The sequence below is a fragment of the Brevundimonas sp. FG128 genome, assembly GCF_057809775.1.
The window spans coordinates 782,506-808,101 of sequence record NZ_JBMDKP010000002.1; the positions used below are offsets into that span (position 1 = coordinate 782,506).

Annotated in this window: 29 protein-coding genes; 10 read left to right on the forward strand and 19 right to left on the reverse strand. The window is 67.9% G+C overall.

The window, feature by feature from the left end; all coding sequences use genetic code 11:
- Positions 1-115 precede the first annotated feature (115 nt).
- Entirely contained in the window at positions 116-586 is a 471-nt protein-coding gene (locus ACODSC_RS08310; RefSeq protein ID WP_488813407.1) for a DUF6789 family protein, read from the forward strand.
- Between the two features lie 78 nt (positions 587-664).
- Here the strand turns inward: ACODSC_RS08310 and ACODSC_RS08315 are convergent, their stop codons facing one another.
- The 5 genes from ACODSC_RS08315 to ACODSC_RS08335 all read right to left on the reverse strand — a co-directional run bounded on the left by ACODSC_RS08315 (position 665) and on the right by ACODSC_RS08335 (position 3,253).
- Positions 665-1,180 carry a F0F1 ATP synthase subunit B gene (locus tag ACODSC_RS08315; RefSeq protein WP_488813408.1) on the reverse strand — a complete coding sequence of 172 codons (516 nt, stop codon included), beginning with the start codon at positions 1,178-1,180 and terminating at the stop codon, positions 665-667.
- Positions 1,180-1,752 (reverse strand): F0F1 ATP synthase subunit B family protein, encoded by a 573-nt coding sequence (locus ACODSC_RS08320; RefSeq protein WP_488813409.1) that lies wholly within the window; start codon positions 1,750-1,752, stop codon positions 1,180-1,182. The genes ACODSC_RS08315 and ACODSC_RS08320 overlap by 1 nt, the downstream gene beginning before the upstream one ends.
- Before the next feature lie 68 nt (positions 1,753-1,820).
- On the reverse strand, positions 1,821-2,045 hold the full coding sequence (locus ACODSC_RS08325; RefSeq protein ID WP_008261286.1) for a F0F1 ATP synthase subunit C: 225 nt from the start codon (positions 2,043-2,045) through the stop codon (positions 1,821-1,823).
- A gap of 56 nt (positions 2,046-2,101) precedes the next feature.
- Positions 2,102-2,887 (reverse strand): F0F1 ATP synthase subunit A, encoded by a 786-nt coding sequence (locus tag ACODSC_RS08330; RefSeq protein ID WP_488813410.1) that lies wholly within the window; start codon positions 2,885-2,887, stop codon positions 2,102-2,104.
- A 6-nt stretch (positions 2,888-2,893) separates the two neighbouring features.
- Complete coding sequence (locus ACODSC_RS08335; protein ID WP_488813411.1) at positions 2,894-3,253, reverse strand: AtpZ/AtpI family protein; 360 nt, start codon at positions 3,251-3,253, stop codon at positions 2,894-2,896.
- A gap of 249 nt (positions 3,254-3,502) precedes the next feature.
- On the opposite strand from ACODSC_RS08335, the gene ispH reads away from it, so the two are divergent.
- The gene (gene ispH, locus ACODSC_RS08340; protein ID WP_488813412.1) at positions 3,503-4,474 is read left to right on the forward strand and encodes a 4-hydroxy-3-methylbut-2-enyl diphosphate reductase; all 972 of its coding nucleotides are present in this window, start codon (positions 3,503-3,505) and stop codon (positions 4,472-4,474) included.
- Here the strand turns inward: ispH and ACODSC_RS08345 are convergent.
- From ACODSC_RS08345 to ACODSC_RS08370, 6 genes are all read right to left on the reverse strand, one after another.
- Complete coding sequence (locus tag ACODSC_RS08345) at positions 4,471-6,006, reverse strand: sensor histidine kinase (RefSeq protein WP_488813467.1); 1,536 nt, start codon at positions 6,004-6,006, stop codon at positions 4,471-4,473. The genes ispH and ACODSC_RS08345 overlap by 4 nt on opposite strands.
- A gap of 117 nt (positions 6,007-6,123) precedes the next feature.
- Entirely contained in the window at positions 6,124-6,795 is a 672-nt protein-coding gene (gene scpB / locus ACODSC_RS08350; protein WP_488813413.1) for an SMC-Scp complex subunit ScpB, read from the reverse strand.
- A gap of 180 nt (positions 6,796-6,975) precedes the next feature.
- Positions 6,976-7,797: a segregation and condensation protein A gene (locus ACODSC_RS08355; protein WP_488813414.1), complete on the reverse strand. Its 822-nt coding sequence runs from the start codon at positions 7,795-7,797 to the stop codon at positions 6,976-6,978.
- A gap of 54 nt (positions 7,798-7,851) precedes the next feature.
- On the reverse strand, positions 7,852-8,901 hold the full coding sequence (nagZ, locus tag ACODSC_RS08360; RefSeq protein ID WP_488813415.1) for a beta-N-acetylhexosaminidase: 1,050 nt from the start codon (positions 8,899-8,901) through the stop codon (positions 7,852-7,854).
- On the reverse strand, positions 8,898-9,677 hold the full coding sequence (locus tag ACODSC_RS08365) for an SPOR domain-containing protein (RefSeq protein ID WP_488813416.1): 780 nt from the start codon (positions 9,675-9,677) through the stop codon (positions 8,898-8,900). Before ACODSC_RS08365 ends, nagZ begins: the two co-directional genes overlap by 4 nt.
- 79 nt (positions 9,678-9,756) lie before the next feature.
- A complete protein-coding gene (locus ACODSC_RS08370) occupies positions 9,757-10,947 on the reverse strand; it encodes a deoxyguanosinetriphosphate triphosphohydrolase (RefSeq protein ID WP_488813417.1) in 1,191 nt (396 codons plus the stop codon).
- Between the two features lie 142 nt (positions 10,948-11,089).
- On the opposite strand from ACODSC_RS08370, the gene erpA reads away from it, so the two are divergent.
- Positions 11,090-11,407, forward strand: a complete 318-nt coding sequence (erpA, locus tag ACODSC_RS08375; RefSeq protein WP_488813468.1) for an iron-sulfur cluster insertion protein ErpA — start codon at positions 11,090-11,092, stop codon at positions 11,405-11,407.
- Positions 11,408-11,413: 6 nt separating this feature from the next.
- Here erpA and ACODSC_RS08380 read toward each other — a convergent pair whose 3' ends face one another.
- From ACODSC_RS08380 to ACODSC_RS08390, 3 genes are read right to left on the reverse strand one after another with little or no spacing between them, the layout of a single operon-like run.
- A complete protein-coding gene (locus ACODSC_RS08380) occupies positions 11,414-11,596 on the reverse strand; it encodes a hypothetical protein (RefSeq protein ID WP_425984987.1) in 183 nt (60 codons plus the stop codon).
- Positions 11,593-12,777 (reverse strand): PepSY-associated TM helix domain-containing protein, encoded by a 1,185-nt coding sequence (locus ACODSC_RS08385; protein WP_488813418.1) that lies wholly within the window; start codon positions 12,775-12,777, stop codon positions 11,593-11,595. The genes ACODSC_RS08380 and ACODSC_RS08385 overlap by 4 nt, the downstream gene beginning before the upstream one ends.
- Positions 12,687-14,924 (reverse strand): TonB-dependent receptor, encoded by a 2,238-nt coding sequence (locus tag ACODSC_RS08390; protein ID WP_488813419.1) that lies wholly within the window; start codon positions 14,922-14,924, stop codon positions 12,687-12,689. The genes ACODSC_RS08385 and ACODSC_RS08390 overlap by 91 nt, the downstream gene beginning before the upstream one ends.
- A gap of 145 nt (positions 14,925-15,069) precedes the next feature.
- On the opposite strand from ACODSC_RS08390, the gene ACODSC_RS08395 reads away from it, so the two are divergent.
- From ACODSC_RS08395 to ACODSC_RS08405, 3 genes are read left to right on the forward strand one after another with little or no spacing between them, the layout of a single operon-like run.
- Positions 15,070-15,375 (forward strand): metalloregulator ArsR/SmtB family transcription factor, encoded by a 306-nt coding sequence (locus ACODSC_RS08395; RefSeq protein ID WP_488813420.1) that lies wholly within the window; start codon positions 15,070-15,072, stop codon positions 15,373-15,375.
- Entirely contained in the window at positions 15,372-16,052 is a 681-nt protein-coding gene (locus ACODSC_RS08400) for an SdpI family protein (protein WP_488813421.1), read from the forward strand. The genes ACODSC_RS08395 and ACODSC_RS08400 overlap by 4 nt, the downstream gene beginning before the upstream one ends.
- Before the next feature lie 11 nt (positions 16,053-16,063).
- Positions 16,064-16,999 (forward strand): alpha/beta fold hydrolase, encoded by a 936-nt coding sequence (locus ACODSC_RS08405; protein ID WP_488813422.1) that lies wholly within the window; start codon positions 16,064-16,066, stop codon positions 16,997-16,999.
- An 87-nt stretch (positions 17,000-17,086) separates the two neighbouring features.
- Here ACODSC_RS08405 and ACODSC_RS08410 read toward each other — a convergent pair whose 3' ends face one another.
- From ACODSC_RS08410 to ACODSC_RS08430, 5 genes are all read right to left on the reverse strand, one after another.
- Positions 17,087-17,437, reverse strand: a complete 351-nt coding sequence (locus ACODSC_RS08410; protein ID WP_488813423.1) for a DUF3147 family protein — start codon at positions 17,435-17,437, stop codon at positions 17,087-17,089.
- Between the two features lie 101 nt (positions 17,438-17,538).
- On the reverse strand, positions 17,539-18,741 hold the full coding sequence (gene chrA / locus ACODSC_RS08415) for a chromate efflux transporter (RefSeq protein WP_488813424.1): 1,203 nt from the start codon (positions 18,739-18,741) through the stop codon (positions 17,539-17,541).
- A 192-nt stretch (positions 18,742-18,933) separates the two neighbouring features.
- A complete protein-coding gene (locus ACODSC_RS08420; protein WP_488813425.1) occupies positions 18,934-19,713 on the reverse strand; it encodes a prephenate dehydrogenase/arogenate dehydrogenase family protein in 780 nt (259 codons plus the stop codon).
- A 133-nt stretch (positions 19,714-19,846) separates the two neighbouring features.
- Positions 19,847-21,178: a dihydroorotase gene (locus ACODSC_RS08425; RefSeq protein ID WP_488813426.1), complete on the reverse strand. Its 1,332-nt coding sequence runs from the start codon at positions 21,176-21,178 to the stop codon at positions 19,847-19,849.
- Positions 21,179-21,399: 221 nt separating this feature from the next.
- Entirely contained in the window at positions 21,400-22,365 is a 966-nt protein-coding gene (locus ACODSC_RS08430) for a glycosyltransferase family 9 protein (protein ID WP_488813427.1), read from the reverse strand.
- An 86-nt stretch (positions 22,366-22,451) separates the two neighbouring features.
- Here ACODSC_RS08430 and ACODSC_RS08435 point away from each other — a divergent pair, with 86 nt between their 5' ends.
- The 4 genes from ACODSC_RS08435 (at position 22,452) to ygfZ (ending at position 25,595) form a co-directional block, all read left to right on the forward strand.
- Positions 22,452-22,670: a hypothetical protein gene (locus ACODSC_RS08435; RefSeq protein ID WP_488813428.1), complete on the forward strand. Its 219-nt coding sequence runs from the start codon at positions 22,452-22,454 to the stop codon at positions 22,668-22,670.
- Positions 22,667-23,227 (forward strand): hypothetical protein, encoded by a 561-nt coding sequence (locus ACODSC_RS08440; protein ID WP_488813429.1) that lies wholly within the window; start codon positions 22,667-22,669, stop codon positions 23,225-23,227. The genes ACODSC_RS08435 and ACODSC_RS08440 overlap by 4 nt, the downstream gene beginning before the upstream one ends.
- 72 nt (positions 23,228-23,299) lie before the next feature.
- Entirely contained in the window at positions 23,300-24,724 is a 1,425-nt protein-coding gene (locus tag ACODSC_RS08445; RefSeq protein ID WP_488813430.1) for a hybrid sensor histidine kinase/response regulator, read from the forward strand.
- Between the two features lie 67 nt (positions 24,725-24,791).
- Entirely contained in the window at positions 24,792-25,595 is an 804-nt protein-coding gene (gene ygfZ / locus ACODSC_RS08450; protein ID WP_488813431.1) for a CAF17-like 4Fe-4S cluster assembly/insertion protein YgfZ, read from the forward strand.
- Position 25,596: the final 1 nt, after the last annotated feature.

The following is a 25,596-nucleotide window of genomic DNA, read 5'->3' on the forward strand; positions in this document are numbered from 1 at the left end:
GGTTGCGTTGCTGCAACCGCTAACCACGGGATCGTGAACTCCAGCCCTCCCGGACAGGCGTATCCTGTTCCTGCGTTATCAGAGAACCACTCATGCGTTGGGAGGCGCTAAGGTCATGATGTCACGCGTACAAAAGGGCCTGATCGCTGGATTGGCGGCGACCGTGGCTGTTTCCTTGCTTGAAATACCCAATCTTTTCCTAAACTGGTTCGACCCCTTCCAGGGGGTCATCGCCTCGATGATCGGCATGCCGGGCAATCTTGCCGTCGGCTGGGTGGTGCATGTGATCAGCGGCGTGCTGATCCTGGGGCCGCTCTTCGCGGTCCTCTGCCCGCGACTGCCCACCGATACGCCCGAAACCAAGGGCATCGTCTTCGCCGTCGGGGCCTGGGTGGTGATGATGGCGGCCATCGTGATGTTCGGCAACTACCGGACCTTCACGGCCGGCGCCGGCTTCGGCACCATCGCCTGGCTTCTGATCACCCACGCCGTGTTCGGCATCGTCCTGGGCAATGTCTACGCCCGGCTGGTGGCGCGCGATCGGCGCCAGAACGCGGCCTTCATCGGGGGCGCCCACGCGCACTGAGCCAGGCCTTAGCCTCATGGAAAAGGCCCCCGACGGCGACGTCGGGGGCCTTTTTTCGTTGGGCGCTGAGCCCTGGGATCAGTTCAGGCGATCGCCGATCTGGGCGATGGCGCCGTCCAGCAGCGGGTCCTTGGCGCCGCCGGCGAGGCGGGCGGCCAGAACCTGTTCGGCGGTCTTGGCGGCCAGGTCCGCGGCGGCGGCCTTGACCTCGGCCGAGGCCTGGGCCTCGGCCTGGGCGATGCGGGTCTCGGCCATCTTCTGACGACGGGCCAGGGTCTCTTCCAGCTTGGCCTTGGTCTCGATCTCGAGGCGACGGGCGTCGGCTTCCGCCTGGGCCATCATCTCGGCGGCCTGGGCCTCGGCCTCGGCCTTCTCTTTGCGGATCTGGGCCAGCAGGGCCTCGGCCTCGGCGCGCAGGCGCGCGGCCTCGTCAAGGTCCGCCTGGATCTTGGCGCCCTTGGCGTCCAGCTGGGCGGCGGCCATCTTGGGCACGCCCACGGCGATCAGGATGCCGAAGAAGATCAGCAGGCCGATACCGACCCAGATCTCCGCATTGGCGAAGCTCCAGATGCCGTGTTCGAAAATCAGGTTCATCAGACGGCTCCCTTGGCCGCAGCCAGCTCGGCAGGGGTCGCGGCCTTGCCGGTCAGACGCTCGACCATGGCGGCGGTCGTGTCGGAGGCGATGGCGGCGACATTGGCCATGGCGGCGTCGCGTGTCTTGCCGATAGCAGTCTCGGCCTCGGCGATGCGGGCGTTGACGACGGCTTCTTCCGCAGCCTGGCGGGCATTGGCGTCTTCCGTCACGCGGGCCTTGGCGGCGGCGGCCATGGATCGGGCGTCGGCGCGCGCCTTGGCGACCTCGGCCTGAGCCTGGGCGGCCTGTTCGGCGGCCTCGGCCTGGACCTGACGCGCGGTGGCGACGGCGGTGGAAATGGTGTCGGCCCGTTCGTCCATCACCTTGCGAAGGCGCGGGGCGAAGACCTTGGAGACCAGCAGATACAGGACGACGAACAGGATCAGCAAATAGCCGATCTGGCCCGCCCAATGTTCGAACTGGAATTGCGGCAGGCCGCCGGCGCCGTGCTCGCCGGGCGTCGCCGTCTCGGCGTGCAGGTCCCTTTCGACCGAAGTCGGAAGCGCGTCGTTGGTTTGGATGCTGGCCATGAACCGTCTATTGCAGGATCAGATGAAGCGGCGCGCGGGCGAACCCCGCGCGCCGTGATCGACTGATATCAGCCGAAGATCATCAGGATGCCCAGCACGAAGGCCAGGATGCCCAGGGCTTCGGCCAGAGCGGCGCCCACGAACAGGTTGCCGACTTGGCCGGCGGCGGCCGACGGATTGCGCAGGGCGCCGGCCAGGAACTGGCCGAAGATGTTGCCCACGCCCAGGGCCGAACCGATCATGCCCAGAGTGGCGAGACCAGCGCCGATGTACTTCGCGGCTTCAGCGTCCATGATTGTATTCCTAGATTAAGTCGTTGGTGGTTGGGGTGAAGAGACTGGTCCGGCCCTTAGTGGGCGTGGTCCAGGTTGACCACATCATTCAGATAGATGCAGGCCAGAACGGCGAAAACGAAGGCCTGAAGGAAGGCCACGAGGAACTCCAGCGCGGTCAGCGCCACGACCATGCCCAGCGACAGGGCCGCCACCGGGAAGGCCAGCAGGCCGATGCCGCCGCCCAGGCCCAGCAGGCCCAGCGACACCACGAAGCCAGCGAAGATCTTCAGCGCGACGTGGCCGCCCAGCATGTTGCCGAACAGACGAAGCGCCAAGGTGACCGGGCGGAGCAGGAAGGAGACGAACTCGATCAGGCCGACCACCGGGCGCAGCGCCAGCGGCGCGCCCATGGGCCAGAACAGCTTGAAGAAGCCCAGGCCGTTCTTGGCGAAGCCGACGACCAGCACCAGACCGAAGGTGATCAGGGCGAAGGTGACGGTGATGGCCAGTTGCGACGTCGCCGTGAAGGTCAGGAACAGACCCAGGATGTTCATGCCCAGGATCAGGGTGAACAGGGTGAAGACGAACGGGAAATACTTGCGGCCTTCGTGACCGATGATGGAATCGGCCAGGTTGTCGATGAGGCCGAACATGCTCTCGCCCGCAGACTGCAGGCGGCCCGGCACGACCTTGGCGTTCGACGTCACGGCCGCCAGGAAGGCGACGATCACGACGAAGGCGGCCGTCATGGCGATGTGCGAATTGGTGATCGCCAGATCGACCACGCCCACCACAGGCAGGGTCACGTCAGGAAGGTCGATGACCTTCTGAATCTGAAACTGATGAATCGGATCGGCCATGAAGCCCTATCGTTCCCCGTCTTCGTCGGCCTCGACGTAGGGGTCGGCCGGAGCCGACGTTCCCAACGCCTTGGCCTGCGCCATCAGCCGGTTGGCTGTGCGACGCGCCATGTAAATCGACAAGGCGAAGCCCGCGAGGACCCCGCCGATCAAACCCCACGGGCGGGTCCCAAGGACCCAGTCCGCGATGAACCCAAGCGCCAGCCCCACGAAGACGCCGCCGAGAAGTTCGGCGATGATCTTGTAGGCCTGACCCGACACCTGATGGCCGGTCAGCTCGGCGGATTTCTCCGCCGTCGTCCGCGCCTCCAATGCGGATGCGCTGTCTTGGAGGCGTTTGATCGCCTCTTCGCGCGATTCCGACATAGGGGATAGGACCTGTGCGCTCAGCGTCCGGACGGTGCGTCCGAACGGGTCTGAATTCGGCGCGGAAACTAATCGTGAGCGGCCACAAGGTCAAGGCGTCGTGATCGCGCTCTAAACCTTTGTAGAACTTCGACTTTCGCCGCCTGTGGACAAGCCGTGACGATGCGCCGCTGTTGATGGCGACAGAATCCCGCGCCTCCCGACGCGGGTTCGATGGCGATCAGCGCCGCAAACGACTAGGTTCGCCCCATGAACGCCCATGTTCCTCCCCCCGCTGCTCCGCTTCGTCCGATTTCGGTGAGGCTGGCGACGCCGCGCGGTTTCTGCGCCGGGGTGGACCGGGCGATCCAGATCGTCGAGCGCGCCATCGAGAAGTTCGGCGCCCCCGTCTATGTCCGCCATGAGATCGTCCATAACCGCCACGTCGTCGAACGGCTGAAGGCCATGGGCGCCATCTTCGTCAAGGAACTGGACGAATGCCCCGACGACCGCCCGGTCGTCTTCTCGGCCCACGGCGTGCCCAAGTCGGTGCCCGCAAACGCCCAGGCGCGCCAGCTGCTGTTCCTGGACGCCACCTGCCCCCTGGTGTCCAAGGTCCATGTCGAGGCCGAGCGCCATCACGCCGCCGGTCGCCACATCATCCTGATCGGCCACGCCGGCCATCCGGAGGTGATCGGCACCATGGGCCAGCTGCCCGACGGCGCCATCAGCCTGGTCGAGACCGAGGCCGACGCCGAATCGTTCATCCGTCCCGGCGACGCCCCCTTGGCCTACGCCACCCAGACCACCCTGTCGGTCGATGACACGGCGGGCATATTGAAGGTGCTGAAGCGCCGCTTCCCCGAACTGCCCGACCCGCACAAGGAAGACATCTGCTACGCCACAACCAACCGCCAGGACGCGGTCAAGGTGCTGGGCGAGGGCTGCGAACTGGTGCTGGTGGTCGGGTCAAAGAACTCGTCCAACTCGGCCCGGCTGGTCGAGGTGGCGATGCGGGCCGGCGCGCGCGCATCCTATCTGGTGGATGATGCGTCGCAGGTGGACTGGAGCTGGTTCGACGGGGTGCAGACGGTCGGCGTCACCGCCGGCGCCTCGGCGCCTGAACCGCTGATCGAGGCCCTGGTCGACGCCATCGCCGCCCGTTTCGACGCCACCGTCACCGAGGACGGCGGCGCCCGCGAGACCGTGACCTTCAAACTGCCGCGCCTGCTGACGGTCTAGGCAGGCTTCAGCGGCAGGGTGACGCGGAAGATGCTGCCCATGCCTGGCACGGTCTTCACCTCGATCTTGCCGCCCATCAGGGTCGCCAGTCCATGGGCCGCCGTCAGCCCCAGGCCCAGGCCGTCCGCCGTGCGGGTGCTGCTCTCGTCGCCCTGGGTGAAGGACTCGAACAGACGCGTCGCCTCGGCGGGTTCCATGCCGGGGCCGGTGTCCTCGACCTCCAGCACCAGACCGTCGCCGGCCAGCGCGCGCAGGGTCACGTCGCCCTTTCGGGTAAAACGGACGGCGTTGTCGGTCAGGGCGGCCATCAGCTTTTCGACATGGACCGGGTCGCCCAGCCATTCGCCCTTCGCCGCCTCCACCTTGATCTTCAGCCCCTTGGCCTGGGCCACGCTACGGAAGTCGTGGGCCACGCGGCGCAGCAGGTTGTCAGGCCGGAACGGCCGCGTCTCCAGCGTCACCGCCCCATCGCGCAGCCGCACGACGTCCAGCAGTTCCTCGATTAGCCGCAACTGCTGACGACCCGAGGCCTTGAGCACTTCCAGACGGTCGCGCTGTTGCGGCGTGACCAGGTCTGCGCCGATCACCTCGGCCATGCCCAGCACCCCGTTCAGGGGCGTGCGCAGCTCGTGGCTGACGTTCGACAGGAAGCGGCTCTTGGCCTCATTGGCCGCCTCCGCCCGCTGCAACGCCGACGACAGGGCGATTTCGGACGCACGCAGCCGTCGCACGTCGGCCGCCGTGTTCCACAACAGCGAGCCGGTCCCCAGCACCAGGACGGCGAACAGCAACAGCAGAAGCGGCCCCGCCTGCGCCAAAATCTGAGAGCCGGGTCGTTCCGGCGCCCAGACCACCCGCCCCAGCAGCACACCGGCCTGATCGTGCACATCGACGCCGACCATGCCGCGCGGCGGCGCGACGTCGCCGGGCTGAAACCGCACCCCCTTCAGCGCCAGCCGCGTCCGCAGCGGCTCCAGCTCGCCCAGGAAGGGCTTGAAGGAGACCACCACCGGATCGGCGGGCGGGGTCGGTCCGGTCGGCGTGTGGCGAACCACGGTCGAGGCGCCCAGCACATAGATTTCGTCGCCCACCTGCAAGAAGACGGACTTAAGCGTGACGGCCGCCCGAGCGTGGGCGGTGCGATTGCGGCCCGCCGCCTGGGCGCGCAGCTGATCGACGACAGGCTGGGCGCTGTGGGCGAAGGGGTCTGCGGCGTCGGCGCCCGCCGGCTCGCCCTCCCGGCTCATGCGGAACAGCCGTCCGCTCGTATCATAGCCCAGGGTGATGCGGTGTTTGTGCAGGGTCGTGTAGAACTTGCCCAGGGACTGATCGTACCAAGCCACGTCGCCGGCCATCATATGTTCGACCGCTTCGTCCCAGACCGAGGCGGTGGTCAGATTTTCGCCGATCGTCTCAAGCGATCGCCTCAGCCGCATTTCGACCAGGGCTTCTTCCTTGCGGGCCTGGTGGGCGTCGATGCCCTGGCTGACGATGGCCAGCACCCCCGCCATGCCGATGATGGACGACAGCATCAGGATCACCGCGATCCTGAACGTACTCCACGCCCGCCAACCTGTTTTCGATGCGACGCCACTCATGTCTGCATGATTAGCCAAGCTTGACTAAAACTGCGTGAATGCGCCGTGGGCTCAGCGTTCCTCGCTTACGAAGTCTTGGGCGAACTCGGGCGTATCGTCGTCGAGAGGCAGACTGCCGTCCTCGTCGTCGGCCTCGGAGGCGCGGCTCGGGTCCGGCACCTCGAAGCCCACGGGCAGCGACAGGTCCAAGAGGCCCGCCGCCTTCATCTCCTGCACGCCCGGCAGGTCATACAGGGTCGCCAGGCCGAAATGCTCCAGGAACCTGTCCGTGGTCGCATAAGTCACGGGCCGGCCCGGCGTGCGCCTGCGCCCCCGCAACCGCACGAATCCCATCTCCAGCAGCAGGTCCAGCGTGCCCTTGGAGATGGTCACGCCGCGCACGCTCTCGATCTCGGCGCGGGTGACGGGCTGGTGGTAGGCGATGATGGCCAGGGTCTCCAGCGCGGCCTTGGACAGGCGGCGCGGCTCCTCGCGCTCCTGCGTCATTATGAAGGCCAGGTCCGGCGCGGTGCGGAACCGCCAGCGGTCGGCGACACACTCCAGCTCCACCCCCCGCCCCTCATAACGGGCGCGCAGACCCGATATGGCGCGCGCCACATTGCAGTTCTCGGGCAGCCGCGCGGCGATCTCGGCGGCCGTCAGCGGCCCGGCGGCCGCGAACAGCAGGGCCTCGACCCGCCGCTCGATCTCGGCCTCGTCGGGCTGGAAGGACAGGTCAGACATGGGCAACGGCCCTTAAAGCCACTTCGCGGTCCTCGCCCCACACTCCGTCATCCTCGCCCTTGTGGCGAGGATCCAGACTCCCGGTCTTTCCGAGAGTGCGATCATGCCGAACACCGGGAGTCTGGATCCTAGGGACAGGCCCTAGGATGACGATTCGAGAAGAATGGAAAAGCGAGCCCATCACCCCATCAGCTCCAGCGGCTGCCCCTGCCCGCGCCGTTTCAGGAACAGCTCCGCGAACGCCTGCGTCTGTCGAATGTCCATCGCCCCCTCCTTCACCAGCTCCAGACTGGCCGACAGGGTCGAGGCCGTAAAGCTGGCCTGGCTGGGGCCTTCCTCGCCCTCGCGATGCGGCGCCACCTGGTCCAGCGGGGTCCAATCGGCCAGTTTCGGCATGATCTCGCGCAGCCAGTCGCGCGCGGCCTCCAACGCAAAGGCCTCGACCCGCTGGCCGGGCGCATAGCGCCTGCTCTCCTCGCGCCGACGCTGCACCACATAGGCGCTCATCAGCTCGTACAGGCTGGCGTCGATCCGGTCCGACGGCACGATCACCGTCGCCTCGGGGTCGCCGCGCGTGAAGACGTCGCGCTTCAGCTGGGGTCGCGCCATCAGCTGTTCGACCGAGCGCCGCATGGCCTCCAGCTTCTGCAGGCGGAAGGCCAGGGCTGCGGCCATCTGCTCGGCCGGCGGCTCCTCGCCCTTGTCTTTCTCGGTGCGCGGCAGCAGCAGCCGCGACTTCAGATAGGCCAGCCAAGACGCCATCACGAGGTAGTCCGCCGCCAGGGCGAAGTTGCGCCGCCGCGCCTCATGCACGAAGGCCAGATACTGTTCCGCCAACTGGGTGATGGACAGCTTCAGCAGATCGACCTTCTGGTTCCGCGCCAGGGCCAGCAGGACATGCAGCGGCCCCTCATAGCCGTCCAGATCGACCACGAACGCCTCGCGCTCCTCGACCTCGGCGACGGGGGTGAAATCCAGATTGGGCTGAAACGCTTCCGACATCTCCCTTGGCCTACCGCGCTTCGCGCGGCTTGAGGCCGGGACGGTCCAGGCGGCTCATGCCTGCGCCTCCCCCACGTCCGGCCCCGTAGCCGCGTCCAGCCGACCGCCCATCGCGCGGAAGAAGCGGTCGTGCCCTGCCACGGCATCGAGCGGCTCGGGCGTCCGCACGATCCGCGCCAGGGCCGCCTCAGCCCTTCGGCGCGCGCCGCCCTTCAGCGGCCCGACGCCCTCGGCGACCTGACGCATTTCGTCCATGTCGCCGTTCCAGTGCACGACGACGTCGCATCCTGCCTTCAAAGCCTTGTGCGCCCTCTGGGTCAACGAGCCCGAAAGCGCGTTCATCACCAGATCGTCGGACAGCAGCAGCCCCCCAAACCCGAGGCGCTCGCGGATCATGCGAATGGCCTTCTTGGACTGGGTCGCCGGATGTTTGCGGTCGATCGCCGTGAAGACGATGTGCGCCGTCATGCCGATCGGCATGTCCGACAGGGCCTTGAACGGCGCAAAGTCCCAGGCGTCCAGGGTGTCCAGATCGGCGTGAACGGTCGGCAGGTCCTTATGCGTGTCCGCAAAGGCCCGGCCATGCCCCGGCATATGTTTGATGCAGGGCAGGACCCCGCCCGCAAGCAGCCCTTCCGCGGCCGCCCGTCCCAGCAAAGCCACTGTCTCGGGATCGGCGCCATAGGCCCGATCGCCGATGATGTCGTGCGCGCCAGACACCGGCACGTCCAGCACCGGCAGCAAATCGACGGTCACGCCGACCTCACGCAGGTCGTGCGCCATCAGGCGCGCGCCCAGCCGCGTCAGCTCACGCGCCTGCGCCAGATCGTTAGTCGCCTTCAGATAGGCGTTTCCCGGCGGATATTTGGGCCAGTGCGGCGGCCCCATCCGCTGGACCCGGCCGCCCTCCTGGTCGATCAGGATCGGCGCGTCAGGGTCGCCGATGGCGGCCCGCAGCTCGTCGGTCAGAGCCCGCACCTGCTCGGGCGTGTCGATATTGCGCCGGAACAGGATGAAGCCCCACGGCCGAACCTCGGCGAAGAAGGCGCGCTCGTCCTCCGTCAGCCGATTACCGGCGCAGCCGTAGATGGAGGCGGACGTCACCGAACGATGCAGTCCCGCCCGGCGGCCTTCAGCGCATTGCAGAAGGCGACCGCCCGTTCGCGCGACAGGCCCGAGAAGGCGGTGCGGTACAGGGTCGAGCCGTTGGAGGTGGTGACTTCGCTCACCCGCTTCTGGGCGCCCGACGCATACTGGCCAAATCGGCCGGCGACGGCTGCGTATTCGCGATCCGCGATCTCGGTCGAGGAGAAGGCGCCGATCTGGACCGAGGCCGAGCCTGTCGCCGCAGTCGAAGCCGCCGGGGCCGGGGTCGTGGCCGGCGCAGCCGTCGTCGGGCGCGGCGCCGGCGCGGCGGGCGTCGCGGCCTTGGCGGGCGGCAGGCCCTGGCCGGTCGGGGCGGCGGTCGGCGGCGCGGCCGGACGCGGCTGGGGCGCTTCCGGCGGCGGGGTGAAGGTCACGGGGGCGTCGGCGGTCTCGGTCTCGTCGCGATAGACGCGAACGCCGGCGGCCGGATCGACCGGCTGGGCGTCGATGGGCGGCGCGGTCTTCATCTCGCCCACGGGCTGGCCCACGGCGGGCGGCGCATCGGTCGAGGCGCGCATGCCCGAGCGATAGAAGAAGATCACGGCGACGATCAGCAGCAGCAGGACCACCGCGCTGACGATCAGCGTCACCGGCGGCGCCTTGCCCCCGCCCGCGCCCGAACCGACGTTGCGGCCGCTGCGCGGATCATAGGAGTTGCGGCGGAACGGAAGATCGTCGTCGGTCGGGGGCGTATAGGCGCCCCGGCCCGGTCGGTTGTCGTCATCGAAAGACATGGTCGCGCTCCGCCGTATGTCGGTCGCGCGAATCGGCGCGCCGAACGATCACTCTACGCCCCCGCCGCCTTCTTTCGAATCACAGATCGAGCGCGAGGTCGAGGCTGAACAGTTTCTGGTGCACTTCTATGGCGTAACGGTCGGTCATCCCGGCGATATAGTCGCACACCGCCCGCGCTCTCTGGGTCCGATCTTCGGTCAGGGCGGGCATGCCCCATTCCGGCGGCATCACCTCCGGCTCGGCCATGAACAGCTCGAACAGTTGCGACAGCACCCGTCGCGCCTGGCTGCGCGTGCGATTGACGCGGTAGTGGCGATACATCCGCTCGAACAGGAACTTCCTCAGCACCGCCAGGTCCGCGTGCATCTCTGAGGAAAAATCGACCATCGTCCGCCTGGCCAGACGCACGTCCTCGGTCGTGACGATCCGGTCGTCTTTCAGCCGCCGCGCCGTCTCGGCCAGCACGTCCTCCACCATGACGCCGATCATCCGCCGCACGGCCTCGATCCGCAGCATCCGGTCGTCGATGCCCGGATAGTCGCGACGCACCTGCGCCAGCATCGGCCCGATCAGCGGCACCTGATCCAGGTCCTGCAGGGTGATCAACCCCGCCTGCACCCCGTCGTCCACATCGTGGTTGTTATAGGCGATGTCGTCGGCGACGGCCGCGCACTGGGCCTCCAGCGAGGCGAAGGTCCCCAGCCGCAGGTCCCAGCCCGCCTCCCCGCCCGTCCTGTAGGGCCGCACCACCGACCAGGCCGGCTCGTCCAGCCGGTGCGACACCGGGCCATTGTGCTTGATGACCCCCTCAACGGTCTCCCAGCTCAGGTTCAGCCCGTCGAACTGCGGATAGCGGTTCTCCAGCTCGGTCACGACCCGGAAGCTCTGGACGTTGTGGTCGAACCCGCCGTGCCCGGCCATCTGCACCACCAGCTCGTCCTCGCCGGCGTGGGCGAAAGGCGGGTGGCCCAGGTCGTGGGCCAGGGCGATGGTCTCGGCCAGATCATCGTCCAGCCTCAGCGCGTGGGCCAGCGACCGCGCGATCTGCGCCACCTCCAGCGAATGGGTCAGGCGGGTGCGGTAATGATCGCCTTCATGCGCCACGAAGACCTGGGTCTTCTCCTTCAGCCGCCGAAACGCCGTCGCATGGATGATCCGGTCGCGGTCGCGCGCAAAGGCCGTCCGCGTGCGGCTGGCCGGCTCGGGAACGCGACGCCCCAGGGTCAGGTCGGCGCGTTCGGCATAGGTCGCGAGTTCGGTCTGGCTCAAGTCGTCAACTTTGAAGCTGCTTTGATGCGGGAGGCCCTTTGCGAACGCCCCTGCGCGCCTCATATAGACAGCCGTGAGCACCGTCCAATCCACAGAACCGTCCACACCCGCCTTCAGCGTCGCCACGCGCGCGCCGGAAGGCATCGTCCTGGCCGCCAGCGCCGCCAAGCGCCTGGCCAAACTGGGCGCGGCCGAGGGCAAGAGCCTGATGCTGCGCGTCGCGGTGGACGGCGGCGGCTGTTCGGGCTTCCAGTACCGGTTCGAACTGGTCGAAACGGCCGAGGACGACGACCTGCGCATCCAGGCCGACGGCCAGGCCGCCCTGATCGACCCCGTCTCGATCCCCTTCCTGAAGAACTCCGAGATCGCCTACGTCGACGAACTGGCCGGGGCCCAGTTCGTGGTCAGGAACCCCAACGCCGCCTCCAGCTGCGGCTGCGGCGTCAGCTTCTCGATCTGACGCCGATCACCGTCGGCGTCGGATCAGGGCCCAGACGGTCACGACCACGGTCGAGGCCAGCAGGGCCGAGAACACCCCGTCCCACATCCCTTCTTCCAGCAGCGCGCCGATCAGGCCCGTCAGGCTGAGCGCGAACACCAGGATCGGCGCCCCGAAGATGGCCCACAGGCTGAGATCCTTGCGGCTCACGACTTCCGCCTGCCCTTGGCCAGCCAAAGGTAGAGGCCGGAGATCAGGATGACGATGGTGGCGATGTCCAGCAGCGCCCACAGGATCTTCAGCGCCAGCCCGCCATAGTCGCCGAAGTGCAGGGGCTGGGATAACGACAGCGCCTTCACATACCAGGGCGTCGGGGCCACGGCCGCCAGTTCTCCCGTCCGGGCGTCGATCAGGGCCGGCGTGGTCAGATGGGTCGTCAGCGGCGTGTCGCCGTGGAAGAAGACGGCATAGTGGTGATCGGTCGAATAGTCGGTCCCCGGAAACGCCACGAACTGCAGCTTCATGCCCGGCAGCGCCTGTTTCGCCCGCGCCACCGCCGCATCCAGCGAGGCCCGCTCGCCCGTCGGGGCCGGGGCGTCATAGGCCACGGTCAGGTCCTTCAGCGCCGTATTCTTCCAATAGGCCAGGATCGGCGTGGCCAGGGTGTTGACCACCCCCGTCGCCCCGACCACCAGCACCCACCCGGCCGTCACCACGCCCAGCAGGTTGTGATAGTCCAGCCAGCGGGTCCGCGCGGCCTTCGTGGCCCGCACCGTGCCGAACGGCAGCCGGCGCATGAACGGCGCATACAGCACCACCCCCGACACCACCGCCGCAATCAGCATCAGGCCCATCAGGCCCAGGAACAGCATGCCCGGCAGACCCAGGAACATGTCGGTGTGGAGCTGAAGCAGGAACTCCATCACCGGATGGCCGGCGACCGGCGGCGCCACCTCGCCGCTGGTCCGGTCGATAGGTTCGAAGCTGTATTTCCCCGCCGGCCCGTTCGGATCGACGCTGGTGACGTTCACCACCGGCCGGTCCTCGTCGAAGCTCATGAAGGCCGGAACCTCGCCCGGATGCAGGGCCAGCCCCGCCGCCAGCACCTGGTCCAGGCTCAGCGGCGGCCCCTCCGGGTTCGCCGGGGTCCACGCCTGCGGCAGCAGCACCTCTTCGATCTCATGCGTGAACACCAGCGGCAGGCCGGTCACGCACAGCATCAGCAGGAACAGGGTCGAGACCAGGCTCGACCACTTGTGCACCCAAGTCCAGGCGCGGATGGTCCGCGTCTTCATCCGGCTCAGAACTCGGCCGAGACCGACAGGCGGAACGTGCGCGGCGCGCCCAGCGTCAGATAGTTTGAACCGGGATAGCCGCCGACCGCCACCCACTGATCCTCATCGGCGACGTTCTCGACCCGCGCACGAACGGTCAGCGGCTTGCCGCCGGCGGCAAATGCGTAACGGAGTCCGGCGTCGAGGCGGGTCCAACTGTCTAGTTCAAGCGTGTTGGTCGCATTGGCCGGCTGTGCGCCGGTATGGACCGCGCGGCCCTCCAGCGTCAGACCGGTGAGCATCGGCACATCCCACTCGACATTGGCGTTGATTTGGAACTCCGGCACGCCGATGGCCGACTTACCCTCGTTGGCGGCGCTCAGCGAGCGCTTGATCTCCGCATCCATCCAGGTCGCCCCGCCGACGAGGCGCAGGCCGGCCACCGGCTCACCGAAGACAGTCAGTTCGACGCCCTGGTTTTCCTGTTCGCCGCCGTCTGTGTAAACGCCCGTCGGCAGGACGTCCGTCTCCGGGTCGCCGTTGGAGGTGATCGAGACCAGCGCGCTGGGGAGGGTCGTGCGGAAGACGCTCAACATGCCGCCGAACGAACCGCCGTCATACTTCACGCCGACTTCAGCCTGTTTGGCGCGGAAAGGCTCCAGCACTTCGCCGCCGTTCGTGACTGTGACGGGGACGGCGGCGTCGCCCCATCCCTCTACGACGGCGTTGGCCAACGTGGGGGCTGTCGTCCCGGGAACCAACGCCTCGGCGTAGTTGGCGTAAAGCGAGATCGTCTCGCTGGGTTTGTAGACCAGCGCAAAGGCCGGGGTGGTCGCATCGCTGGAATAGCCCGAGCCGAAGGCTCCGTCGGCATAGGCGTACGACTTGGTTTCGATCTCCTGGTAGCGGATGCCCACGGTGGCCAGCAGGCGACCATTCAGCAAGGACAGCATGTCGGCGACAGCGAAGCTGGTGTTCTTGACGCGCTCGGTCACGCTCGGGTCGCTCATGTCGCCCGACGGGATGGACGCCGCCGGCGGCGTTACGAAGACCGGGTCGGTCAGAGTGCCCATCGGGAAGCCGCCGAAGTCCGAGGCCGCCCAGGCGTTCTTCGATTTCGACTGAACCTGCGACGCCGAGGCCACTAGGCGATGCTCGATCGGGCCGGTCGTCAGATCGACGCGTACGCCGATATCACCCGACCAGACGGTGTCCTCGCGGACGTTGTCGAAGCGATAACCGCTGAGGGCCCCGGAGGCGTCAGAGCTTGGGTTGGCCAGGCTGTTGTCTTCCTTGCCTTGACGACCGCCAAAGGCCGCCCAGGTCGTCACGCCTTCGGTGACATCGAACTCACCGCGCACCGCGCCGAACAGTTGCTCTTCGTCGGTGTAGGTCCAGGGCTGGGCGAAGTTCCTGTCAGCCGAGGGAGTCTCGGGAATGACGGTTCCCGGAGTCACGCTGGGACGCGGGCCGTCGATGCGGTGATCCTGCCAGCCCAGGTCGGCCGACAAGCGGGCGTGGTCGCCACGGCGATCGACGCCGAACCCGACGACCCGAAGTTGGCCGTCTTCGCCCTCGACCGAACTTTCGCCGTCGCGGCTGACCAGGTTGAGGCGCGCGCCCCAGGCGTCGTCCTGACCGAACCGGCGGGCGATGTCGGCGGCCGCGTAGATCTCGTCATTGCCCGACACCCCGGCGGTCAAACGCGTCAGCGGCTCCGATCCCGCGCGCTTGGGCACCAGGTTGAAGGCGCCGCCCACGCCCGTCCCGCCCGGCGCAGCGCCGTTCAGAAAGGCGTTAGCGCCGCGAAACACCTCGACCCGCTCGACCAGTTCGGCCGCCACGAACTGTCGCGGCAGCACGCCGTAGAGCCCGTTGTAGGTCATGTCGTCCGAATAGACCGGGAAGCCACGAACCACATACAGCTCCTGGAAGTTGCCGAACCCCTTGGACACCCGCACCGTCGGGTCATTCTGCAGCACATCACCGATGCTGCGCGACTGCTGATCGCGGATCAGTTCCTCGGTGTAGCTGCTCGACGAGAACGGCGTGTCCATCACATCCATGCTGCCGAACAGACCGACACGGCCGCCCGTGGCCACTTGGCCGCCGGCGGCGGGCGGTGGCAGGCGCACCTGCGATCCGGTCACCACGATCTCGCCTAGTTCCGCCACGCCCGGCTGGTCCTGCTGCGCCAGGGCGGGCGTGGCGGCGGCCAGGGCCAGAACACTGACGGCGCAGGCGAAACGGGACGAACGGATCATGGATTGCAACGCATTCTCAACGAGGGGAGGAGGGCGCTCCTTACGCCCTGTTGCGACTGGCTTGCAATGGCGAAGGCCAAGGTTGCGACATTTTGCGGTGGGTGCGGGCTTGCAATTAGCGATCTTCCTAATTAGTCATTCGACTATGAATACCCTGTTCAAGGCCCTGTCTCACCCCGTGCGTCGTCGCATCATCGCCATGCTGCGCGCCGGCCCGCTGGCGTCCGGCGACATCGCCGCCGCCTTCGACATGAGCTGGCCCACCATCACCGGCCATCTCAACGCCCTGAAGGAAGCAGGCCTGGTCAGCCCGGAGCGTGAGGGCCAGACCATCCGCTATCGGCTGGAAATCTCGGCGGTCGAGGAAGCCATGGCCTTCCTGATGGACATCGTCGGAACCGGCGAAGCCACAGATCCCCTGCCCCACGCGCAAAAGGAGCCCCGTCCATGAAGGACCGCCTGTCGCTGCTGGACTATCTGACCGTCGCCGTCTTCGGCGTGCAGGCGGCGTTCGCCCTGTATATCGGCTTCAAAGGCCCGACCACGCCGATGCCGATGCACTGGAACGCGAGTTGGCAGGTCGATCGCTGGGGCGACCGCGTCGAGTTCGCGACCTTCTTGGGCGGCATGACGATCATCGGCTTCATCGCCGCCACGGGCCTGGGCCTGGCCGCCCTGCGCGCCGAGGCCCTGGGCGACGCCTCGCGTCGTCGTTCGATGCGGATCGGCCAGGGCCTCACCCTGTTCCTTTTCGCCGCCATCGGCCTGACCCTCGCCTGGGCCAGCCTGAGACATGCGACGGCGGACAGCGGCCCGGTCGTCATGACCGGCGGCCTGTCGCTGATCCTGCTGATCACCGGCGCCTTCCTCGGCCGGGTCTCGCCCAATCCCCTGATCGGGGTCCGCACGCCCTGGAGCTACAAGAGCCGCCTGGCCTGGGACCGCTCCAACCGACTGGCCGGTCGGCTGTTCTGCCTGGTCGGGCTCGGGGGCCTGATCGCCGCGCCCCTCGCGCCCCAGCCTTATGGCGTCACGGCCCTGACCGCCGCCGTCCTGATCGTCGCCGCCGTCTCGGCCTTCGAAAGCTGGCGCGTCTGGCGCGCCGATCCCGACCGCCAACCCTTCTGAAGGAGACCGCCATGCTGATGCTGACCCCCGCCCTTGTCGCCGCCAGCCTGCTCGCCGGCCCGGTCTCGACCGAGATCGCCCTGCCCGCCCAGCCCGCGCCGCTTCACGGAACCCTGCTGAGGCCTGACAGCGCGAGCGCCGTCGCCGTCATCCTGCCCGGCTCCGGCCCGACGGATCGGGATGGGAACAGCCCGCTGGGCGTCGCCGCCTCGACCTATCGGCTGCTGGCCGAGGGCCTGGCGGAACAGGGCATCGCCACCGTCCGCATCGACAAGCGCGGCATCGCGGCCAGCATGGCGGCGGGACCGGCCGAGGCCGATCTGCGCTTCGACGCCTATGCCGCCGACGCCCGCGCCTGGGCGACGGAGGCCGCCGACCGCGCGGGCCTGCCCTGCGCCTGGCTGATCGGCCACAGCGAGGGCGCCCTGGTCGCCCTGAAGGCAGCCGAAAACGACGACAAGATTTGCGGCCTGATCCTGCTGTCCGGCGCCGGCCGCCCGGCGGGCGTGGTGATCCGCGAACAGCTGGCCACTCTGCCCGAGCCGATGAAGACCCAGGCCTTCGCCGCCCTGACCGAGCTTGAGGCCGGCCGCACCGTCGCCGACACGCCGCCCGCGCTGGCGGCCCTGTTCCGCCCCTCGGTCCAGCCCTATCTGATCTCGTGGCTGCCGCTGGACCCCGCCGCCCTGCTCGCCGCCTACGACGGCCCGGTCTTCATCGGCCAAGGGACCACCGACCTCCAGATCGACGTCGCGGACGCCCAGGCCCTGGCCGCCGCCGCCCCCACGGCCACGCTGAAACTCTGGGACGGCGTCAATCACCTCCTCAAGACCGCCCCCGCCGACCGCGCCGCCAATATGGCGACCTACGCCGATCCGACTTTGCCGCTCGCGCCGGGCGTGGCGGAGGATGTGGGGGCGTTCATTCGGGCGAATGGGAGACGGTAGTTTCGCTTCAGAACTGACCTTCGCAGCGACGCTTATGGGTGGAAAGCAGACATAGTCGACGGTGACGCCTAGCCGCCCGACAGCGCTTTAAAGCTGGACGCCCAAACGCGGTGCGATCCATGTCATCGCGAGATAGAGCACTACCGTCAGCGCGCAGCCAGCCGCGAGGGCGATCCAGAACCCGACCCCGTGCTTGAGCATCGCCGGAATAAGCAGAAACATGGGCAGTGACGGCAGGACATACCAGAAGGTGGCACCAGCGTGGGCCGCCATGTTCGCGGTGTCTGGACGGTCGCGCCATAGCCAGACCATACCCAAGACCGACACGAGTGGGAGCGACGCGACCAGCGCTCCCACCCCGGGATACCGCTTCGCTAGGGTCGAAACCAAGGCGATCAATACGCCAGAGATGGCCGCTTTGAGGATGAAGTATAGCATAAGGTCCAACTGCCAGTCGGCTTGTCTGTCCGCAATGGCTCTGGAGTGTCGCGACTGAACGGCAGCCGCATCAGAGACTGCGGTCGGAAAGGTGAGGTCGCCTATCGCCGGAACAAGAGCCACCCGGCGATGGCCGCACCCGTCAGCACGAGCGTGACGGCGTATCGGCTTTTCCAAAACCACACCGCTGCGAAGGCACCCAGGAAGATCGCTATCGCGATAGGAACTGAAGGAACGCGCTGGAGCGTCGCCCAACCCAACTGGATGCTTGTCGCCGCGATAATCCCAACGACTGCGGCGGCGACACCTGACAGGACACGATGCAGTCGTTCGTCGCCGACGACGGCTTCCAGACGCTCATAGAAGATCATCGAGAACGCGAACGCTGGAAGGAACACGCCCACCGTCATCGCGAGCGCGCCGACCCATCCGCCGACCACGAAGCCGACGAAGGTGCAAAAGATCACGAGGGGGGCGGGAATGATGCCGGCGAAGGCGATCCCATCGAGAAACTCTCCGTCACTGATTTGTCCGCGACCCACCGTGTCAGCCCGGACGTAAGGTATCGCCGTATAAGCGCCCCCGAACGTCAGCAGACCCGCCTTCAAGCCGGTCCAAAGCATCGGCAGCGCGCCGGTCGAGGAGACAAACTCAACGTTCCCCGTGGAGAAATGTCGCCCTTGGAGATGCAGACCGAGCGCGAGGATCAGGGCCGCGATGGAGACGACAGCGGCCAGGCCATGGCGGCCTGCCTTCACCAAGGCGTAGGCCGCGCCACCCCCCATGAGGACGATCCAGAAGGCGACGCCGAGCAGCGTCGCTCCAAAACCAAGGATGGCAACTACCCAAAGCCATCGGTCTTCCAGAATGTGCGAGCCGATTTTATGAACGGCCCGGACGATCACGGCCACGACTGCGGCCTGAACGCCTAGGAACGCTCCGATCAGGAGGCTCATAACAGGCGAAAGGGTGACGTAGACCCAGCCGATCCCGAGCATGATCACGAAGCCGGGAAGCATGAAACCAAGGCCGGCGAGCAAGCCGCCGATACGACCCCGCGCTCTCATGCCGAGGTGGACGCAAAGTTCATGTGCTTCCGGTCCGGGCAGGACCTGAAGAACGGCCAGAAGCCGGTTGAAGTGCGCGTTCGAAATCCACCGCTCTTCATCGACAAGTTCGCGCCGGATCATGGCGATCTGCGCGACCGGACCTCCAAAAGCGAGCAGGCCGAAGCGAAGGAAGCGCGTGAAAAGCGCCTGAAGCGAAAGGGAGGGAGGGGTCGCGTCGGCTTCGAGGATCGTCACAAGTATAGCTCCGGTTCCTGCGCGGGTGGCGCAGAGAGAGGAGCGGAGCTTGGACGGCAAACCGTCTGGTCGGGCGTCCGCGTGTGCCCGCTGGACGATGCTACTGCGGTAACGCTCGACTGCCAAGCGCGAACAACTTCCGCTTTGGGTCGATTTCAGGCTTGGGCTTCGCCGCCGAAAGCGGACGTTCGCCTAACCCTTCCCCGCCGTCCCCCGCGCCTCATCCGCCAGAGCGAAGAACCGCTCCCGCACCTCGGCCGCGAAGGGGTTGTCGCGTTCGATGGCGCGGAAGACGGCGGGGCTGTCGTGGCGGACCATGTCGACGGCCTGCATCAGCCGGTCGAAGCTGGCGGTGGTCATGCGCGTCGGCAGGGGCTCCATGGCCATCAGGACGCGGGCGATCAGGTGGGTCAGGCCCTGGACCGTGGCGGCCTCGCGGTCGTGATCCTCGGGACTGACTGAAAAGACCTTCAGCCCCAGCGCCCGGCGGCAGAAGGCGGCGACGCGGCGGGCGTCCTTTTCGCCGCGCACCTCGCATATGGCGATGCGCAGGCCCGCGATGCCGTCCTTGCCGCTTTGCGGGCCGAACAGCGGGTGGGTGCCGACGATCCGCACGCCGGGCGGCAGCAGGGCGTCCATCGCCTGCGCCGGCTTCACCTTCACCGAGCCCACGTCGATGACCAGGGCGTCGGGGGCCAGATGCGGCCCGATGGCGATCAGCGTCGCCTCCAGCGCCTCGACCGGCACGGCCAGCACCACCGTCGGACAGGCGGCGGCGGTCGCCAGGTCGGTCAGGATCGCGACGCCCTCGCCGCCCCCGAATCCAGGCGTCGCCGCCGGATCATGGGCCAGGATGTCGAACCAGGGCGACAGATGCCGAGCCGTCAGCCGCCCGAAGGCGCCGAAGCCGATCAGGCCGAGCTTTTCCCTCACCACCGTCACACCCACCGCCTTCCCACCAACCTCCGTCATCCTCGGGCTTGACCCGAGGACCGGGTGCGGATCGGGCTGTGCGCTCGCAGCCGACGCAATGCGGCGGACCCTCCGGTCCTCGGGTCAAGCCCGAGGATGACGGATTGGGGATAGATGGCGGGGGTAAACGCCCTCACAACGTCTCCATGAACCGCACCGGCCGCCCGTGCGCCGATCCGATCAGTTCGCCGTCCTGCATCACCACCCGACCGCGCACGATGGTCGCCATCGGCCAGCCGGTCGCCTCGACGCCGTCGAACGGGGTCCAGCCGCAGCGCGTGGCCTGCTGGTCGTGAGTGATGGTCTTCGTCGCCTTCAGATCGACGATGGTCAGGTCGGCGTCATAGCTGACGGCCATCCGCCCCTTGTTGGCCGTGCCGAACACCCGCTGGGCGCCGGCCGAGGTCAGGTCGATGAACCGCTCCAGGCTCAGCCGCCCATTCGCGACATGCGTCAGCATCAGCGGCACCAGCGTCTGCACCCCCGGCATCCCCGACGGCGAGGCCGGATAGGGTTTGGCCTTCTCCTCTTTTGTATGCGGCGCGTGATCGGACCCCAGCACGTCGGCGACGCCCTGCTGCATGCCCCACAGCCACAGGGCGTCCACATGCTCCTGCGACCGGATCGGCGGGTTCATCTGGGCGTAGCTGCCCAGCCGCTGATAGGCCTCGGGCGCGACCAGGGTCAGGTGCTGGGGCGTGATCTCGACGGTGGCGACATCCTTGTGGAAGCGCAGATATTCCATCTCGTCCCGGGTCGTGACGTGCAGCACGTGGATGCGCGCCCCCGTTTCCTTGGCCAGGCCGACCAGGCGCCGCGTCGAGCGGATGGCGCTTTCGGCGTCGCGGACCTCGGGGTGGCTGGTCCAGTCGCCGGTGCGGGCCAGGCCGCGACGTTCGACCAGCCGGTATTCGTCCTCGGAGTGGAAGGTGGCGCGGCGGCGCACGTTCGACAGAACCTTGCGCACCCCGTCATCGTCGGCGATCAGCAGGTCGCCGGTCGAGGCGCCCATGAAGACCTTGACCCCGCAACAACCCGGCAGTCGCTCCAACTCGCCCAGATAGTCCGCGTTCTCGTGCGTGCCCCCGACATAGAAGGCGTGGTCCGTCCACATCCGGTCCTTCGCCCGCACCAGCTTGTCGGCCATGGTGTCCGGGTCGGTGGTGTTGGGATTGGTGTTCGGCATCTCGAACACGGCGACGACCCCGCCCAGGGCCGCCGCGCGCGAGCCGGTCTCAAGATCTTCCTTCCACTCCAACCCCGGCTCGCGGAAGTGAACCTGGGTGTCGATCACGCCGGGCAGGACGGTCAGGCCCGTGGCGTCGAAGGTCTCGCCGGCCGAAGCCTGGGACAGGTCGCCGATGAAGGCGATCTTGCCGTCAATCACGCCGACGTCGGCCAGGCCGCGCCCCGCGTGATTGGCCACCTCGCCGCCACGGACGATCAGGTCATAGGTCTGGGTCATGGGGCGGGCTCCTGCAGATGTTTCTCGGTTCTAGCGGAAGCAGCGTCCTTCGCGAAAGCGGCTAAAGCTTCTCCCTCCCCGTTCGGGGAGGGGGGTCGAGCCGCAGGCGAGACCGGGTGGGGAGGGCCAGGCAATACGGCACAGGCCTGTCGCAGGATCACCGGGCCGCCCCCACCCGGCCGCTTCGCGGCCACCCTCCCCGGACGGGGAGGGAGATTGGGTCAGACCCGCGCCTTCAACATCCGCGTCGCCGCCTTCAGCACCCGTTCCCACGGCAGATCCATCATATGCTGGATCGCCTGGTTCAGGCGCGGATCCAGCGTCTTGAACTCTTCATAGCTGCGCGGCCCGCGCACGGCCTCGCCCTTCCACGGCCCGCGCGTCGTCTCGTCCGACGGCCCGAACACCGCCACCACCGGCGCGCCCGAGGCCGTCGCCAGATGGGTCCAGATCGAGTCCGCTCCCACGTACAGCACCGACTTCGACAAAGCCGCGACCGTCTGCAACCGCGTCAACTTGCCCTGCAGCTCGATCACCCGCGCGCGCGGCACGGCGTAGCGGATGGTGTGCGCCGCCTCGCGGTCGATCTCCTCGCCCACGATCATCAGCCGCCCGCCCGCCAGCGGCCCGTCGTCGGCCAGCAGCTTGGCCGCCACCTTGGCGTAACGTTCGGCCGGCCAGCGCTTGCCCATCCATTCCACGCCCGGCCCGACCGCCAGGATCGGCCCATCACCGCCTGTCGCCGGGATCAGCGCCTCGACCTGCGCCCGCGTCTCGTCCGACACATACAGCCTCGGCCCCGGAACCTCCTCCGGCTCCAGCTTCAGCACCGCCGCCGCCGCCTCGACCGCATGAAGGCCCGGCGCATCCTTGCCCCGCACCGCCCGCTTGTGCCGCCTCAGCTTGCCCGACAGGTCCGAGCCGCGCATGTCCACGACCAGGCCCCATTTGGTCCCGCGCACCTGGTTCCACAGGGCGATCCATTCGAAATGGCCCTCGCGCTCCAGCACGATCAGCTTGGTCAGGCGCGGCGTGTCGGCGAACAGCGGCGCGCTGGCGGCCGATCCGACGATGGTGAAGGTCGCATCCGGCAGGCTCTCGACCAGATGCGCCAGCACGCCCGAGGACAGCACGGCGTCCTCGGCGTCCGCCTCGGCGATATACAGGATGGGAAACCGCCCGATCATCCGTTGACGGATACAGGGATTCTATCGGCGGTTCAGCGTCAAACCAGTGTTTCCACAGGCGGACGTCCTGCGTTACAGCGACGCGCATGAGCCCGACCCCCGATCCCGCCGCCACAGCCGCCCTCGAACGCTTCAAGGCCCAGCGCGTCACGGCCATCTATCGGCTGGACCTGATCGCCAAGGGCGCGACCATTTCCTACGAGGACGGCACGCCCATCGACATGGCGTCCGAAAAGACCCGGCTGGAAGCCGTCGTCGCCGACATGGACCGCCGCATCGCCCAGCTTGAACGTTCCTTGGGGTGAGCCTTCCCCTCCTCCCCGGCCGGACCTGCGGCGGCTGCGTCGAATGCTGCCGGGTCATTCCCCTGGACCTGCCGGAGCTGGCCAAGCCGACCGGCGAACTGTGCGCCTATTGCGTCGATGGCGCGGGCTGTTCGGTCCATGCGATCCGACCGAACACCTGCCGCATCTGGTTCTGCCTGTGGCGCGTGGTCGAGCTGTCGGACGACTGGCGGCCGGACCACAGCGGCGTCATCGTCCGCCCCGACGGGGTAGAGGACGGGATCATCACCCTGTACGTCCTGCACCGCTCGGACTTCCTGGCCTCGCCGGAGTTCTTCACCACCGTCGCCGGCTGGATCGCCGAGGGGATCGAGGTCGCGCTCAGCATCCCCGGCCCGGTCGGGACCTATCCCGCCCGCGCCGTCGTCACCGACTGGCTGCGTCCGGCGATCGAGGACGGCGATCCGGCCGCCTTCCTGGCCCGCGTCCTGCGCTCTCTGGACACTTTGGCAGAGCATGAATTCCAGCCTGACGGCGTCGTCGCCCGATACGCCGTCGCCGCCCGACCGGGGGCGTGACTTAGCGTAAGCTTAAGGTCATGGCGCCAGAAGGGATCCCAGGTTCGTCCAAACTCGGGAAACGCCTTTCATATGCACGCCTGGGACGCGCTTCGTCGCCCGATCTGGATGTTCGATCCCGTCGCCCTGCGCGGCGTGTACGCCAACGCCTCGGCGCTTGAATTGTGGGGCGCGGAGACGCTGGAAGCTCTCCTGGCCCGCGACTTCAGCCAGTTGTCGCCGGCGGTCCTGGCCCGCACCGAACGCCTGGCGCGCGCCACCGCCCACGGCGAGTTCATAACCGAACAGTGGACCTTCTATCCCGGCGGCAATCCCGTCACGGTGATGGCGGTGATCTCGACCTATCGACTTGAGGACGGCACGCCGGTCCTGCTGTTCGAGGCCGCCCCGATCGAGGTCGAAAGCGGAGAACGCCGCGCGGTCGAGGCCCTGCGCCACACCTCCACCCTGATCAGCCTGTTCGACGGCGAAGGTCGCCCGCTGTTCGCCAATCCGGCCGCCTTCGCCGCCTATGGATCGACCGCCCATCCGTTCGAGGCCCGCTTCGCCGAGCCCGAACGCGCCCAGCCCATGCTCGCCGCCGCCCTGAGCGGCGTGACCGCCAGCGAGGTGTGCGAGATCATCACTCGCCAGGGCCGCCGCTGGCACCATCTCGACGCCCGCCCCGTGACCGACCCCGCCACGGGCCAGCCGGGCATCCTGTTGAACGAACGCGACGTGACCGAACGGGTCGAGGCGTCGCAGGCCCGGGCGGCGGCCGAACAGAAGGCCGCCATGGCCGAGGCGCGCCAGCAGTTCCTCACCGACATGTCGCACGAACTGCGCACCCCTCTGAATGCGGTGATCGGCTTCTCGGACCTGCTGTCCGTCGCGACGCTGGACGCCGAACAGGCCGCCCATGTCGGCCGCATCAATGTCGCCGGCCAGCGCCTGTTGTCGGTCGTCAACGAGATGATCGACCTGTCCACCGGCGACGAGCCAGCCATCGGCGCGACGCCGGACCGGTCCGTCGAGACGCCGCAGACGATTCCTGCCATCGACGCGGCCGCCATGGACGGCGCCCGTTCGCCTGGCGCGCCCCGCGTCCTGTATGTCGATGATCACGACAACAACCGCGCCCTGGTCGTCGCCGTCCTGGGCGCCCAGGGCATCGCCTGCGCCACCGCCGAGGACGGCGCCCAGGGGTTCGAGGCCGCCCGCGACGACGACTGGGACCTGATCCTGATGGACATCCAGATGCCGGTGATGGACGGGATCGCCGCCACCCGCGCCATCCGCGCCTTGCCCGGTTCGCGCGGCGACACGCCGATCATCGCCCTGACCGCCAACACCCTGTCGGAACAGCAGGCCGAATACGCCGCGGCCGGCATGGACGACTGTATGGCCAAGCCGGTGGACATCAGCGAACTGACCCGGATGGTCCTGACCTGGTCCGCCAGCGGCCGGCCGACCTCGACCCGAGTCCTTGCCCAGGAACCGCTCGCCGCGATGGCGTAAGGCGCGTCCGTCGCCTTTCGGCGCCTCGGCCCTTCTTGCAGCAGGGCCGAGGCCCTATCTTGGCCCCATGCCCATCGCCCGTCTCGCCAGCCGCGCCCTGATCTCCGTCACGGGGCAGGACGCGAAACCCTTCCTGCACAATCTGCTGACCCAAGACGTGGAGACGCTGGCCTACGGCGAACTGCGCTTCGGCGCCCTGCTCTCGCCCCCCGGCCGGCTGCTGTTCGACCTGTTCATCCTGGGCGAAACTGACGGGGTCCTGCTGGACGCCGCCGCCGACCGGCGCGACGCCCTGTTGCAGCGGCTGTCGATGTACAGGCTCCGCGCCAAGGTCGATGTGTCGGCCGACGATCGCCCCGTCTTCGCCGCATGGCCCGATCCCGCGCCCGGCTTCATCCCCGACCCCCGCACCGCGTTGATCGGCGGCCGTCTTTATGGCGAGGCCACGCCCGACGCCGACGAAGCCGACTACGACGCCCACCGCCTGTCCATCGGCCTGCCCGACCCCGCCGCCGACGCCCCCCAGGACAAGACCTATCCCATCGAGGCCGACTTCGACTTGCTGAATGGGATCGACTTCCAGAAGGGCTGTTTCGTCGGTCAGGAAACGACCTCGCGCATGAAGCGCCGGGGGGCGATCAAGAACCGGATGCTGCCGCTCGACTTCGACGGCCCGCCCCCCGCCTTCGGCGCCGAGGTGCTGAAAGGCGAACTGCGCGCCGGGGAGGTGCTGTCGGGCCGCGACGGTTCCGTCATGGCCCTGCTGCGTGTGGACCGCATCGACGGCGACCTGACCGTGGACGGCCGCCCCGTGCGCTTGCGCAGACCCGCCTGGATGAGCCAGGACGTGCTTCCCTCCTCCAAAGGTTGAG

Coding starts and splice junctions, on each gene's coding strand:
- ACODSC_RS08310 (WP_488813407.1), top strand. CDS start 116: ATGATGTCACGCGTACAAAAGGGCCTGATCGCTGGATTGGCGGCGACC.
- ACODSC_RS08315 (WP_488813408.1), bottom strand. CDS start 1,180: ATGAACCTGATTTTCGAACACGGCATCTGGAGCTTCGCCAATGCGGAG.
- ACODSC_RS08320 (WP_488813409.1), bottom strand. CDS start 1,752: ATGGCCAGCATCCAAACCAACGACGCGCTTCCGACTTCGGTCGAAAGG.
- ACODSC_RS08325 (WP_008261286.1), bottom strand. CDS start 2,045: ATGGACGCTGAAGCCGCGAAGTACATCGGCGCTGGTCTCGCCACTCTG.
- ACODSC_RS08330 (WP_488813410.1), bottom strand. CDS start 2,887: ATGGCCGATCCGATTCATCAGTTTCAGATTCAGAAGGTCATCGACCTT.
- ACODSC_RS08335 (WP_488813411.1), bottom strand. CDS start 3,253: ATGTCGGAATCGCGCGAAGAGGCGATCAAACGCCTCCAAGACAGCGCA.
- ispH (WP_488813412.1), top strand. CDS start 3,503: ATGAACGCCCATGTTCCTCCCCCCGCTGCTCCGCTTCGTCCGATTTCG.
- ACODSC_RS08345 (WP_488813467.1), bottom strand. CDS start 6,006: ATGCTGTCGTCCATCATCGGCATGGCGGGGGTGCTGGCCATCGTCAGC.
- scpB (WP_488813413.1), bottom strand. CDS start 6,795: ATGTCTGACCTGTCCTTCCAGCCCGACGAGGCCGAGATCGAGCGGCGG.
- ACODSC_RS08355 (WP_488813414.1), bottom strand. CDS start 7,797: ATGTCGGAAGCGTTTCAGCCCAATCTGGATTTCACCCCCGTCGCCGAG.
- ACODSC_RS08365 (WP_488813416.1), bottom strand. CDS start 9,677: ATGTCTTTCGATGACGACAACCGACCGGGCCGGGGCGCCTATACGCCC.
- ACODSC_RS08390 (WP_488813419.1), bottom strand. CDS start 14,924: ATGATCCGTTCGTCCCGTTTCGCCTGCGCCGTCAGTGTTCTGGCCCTG.
- ACODSC_RS08395 (WP_488813420.1), top strand. CDS start 15,070: ATGAATACCCTGTTCAAGGCCCTGTCTCACCCCGTGCGTCGTCGCATC.
- ACODSC_RS08400 (WP_488813421.1), top strand. CDS start 15,372: ATGAAGGACCGCCTGTCGCTGCTGGACTATCTGACCGTCGCCGTCTTC.
- ACODSC_RS08405 (WP_488813422.1), top strand. CDS start 16,064: ATGCTGATGCTGACCCCCGCCCTTGTCGCCGCCAGCCTGCTCGCCGGC.
- ACODSC_RS08410 (WP_488813423.1), bottom strand. CDS start 17,437: ATGCTATACTTCATCCTCAAAGCGGCCATCTCTGGCGTATTGATCGCC.
- ACODSC_RS08420 (WP_488813425.1), bottom strand. CDS start 19,713: ATGACGGAGGTTGGTGGGAAGGCGGTGGGTGTGACGGTGGTGAGGGAA.
- ACODSC_RS08425 (WP_488813426.1), bottom strand. CDS start 21,178: ATGACCCAGACCTATGACCTGATCGTCCGTGGCGGCGAGGTGGCCAAT.
- ACODSC_RS08430 (WP_488813427.1), bottom strand. CDS start 22,365: ATGATCGGGCGGTTTCCCATCCTGTATATCGCCGAGGCGGACGCCGAG.
- ACODSC_RS08435 (WP_488813428.1), top strand. CDS start 22,452: ATGAGCCCGACCCCCGATCCCGCCGCCACAGCCGCCCTCGAACGCTTC.
- ACODSC_RS08445 (WP_488813430.1), top strand. CDS start 23,300: ATGCACGCCTGGGACGCGCTTCGTCGCCCGATCTGGATGTTCGATCCC.
- ygfZ (WP_488813431.1), top strand. CDS start 24,792: ATGCCCATCGCCCGTCTCGCCAGCCGCGCCCTGATCTCCGTCACGGGG.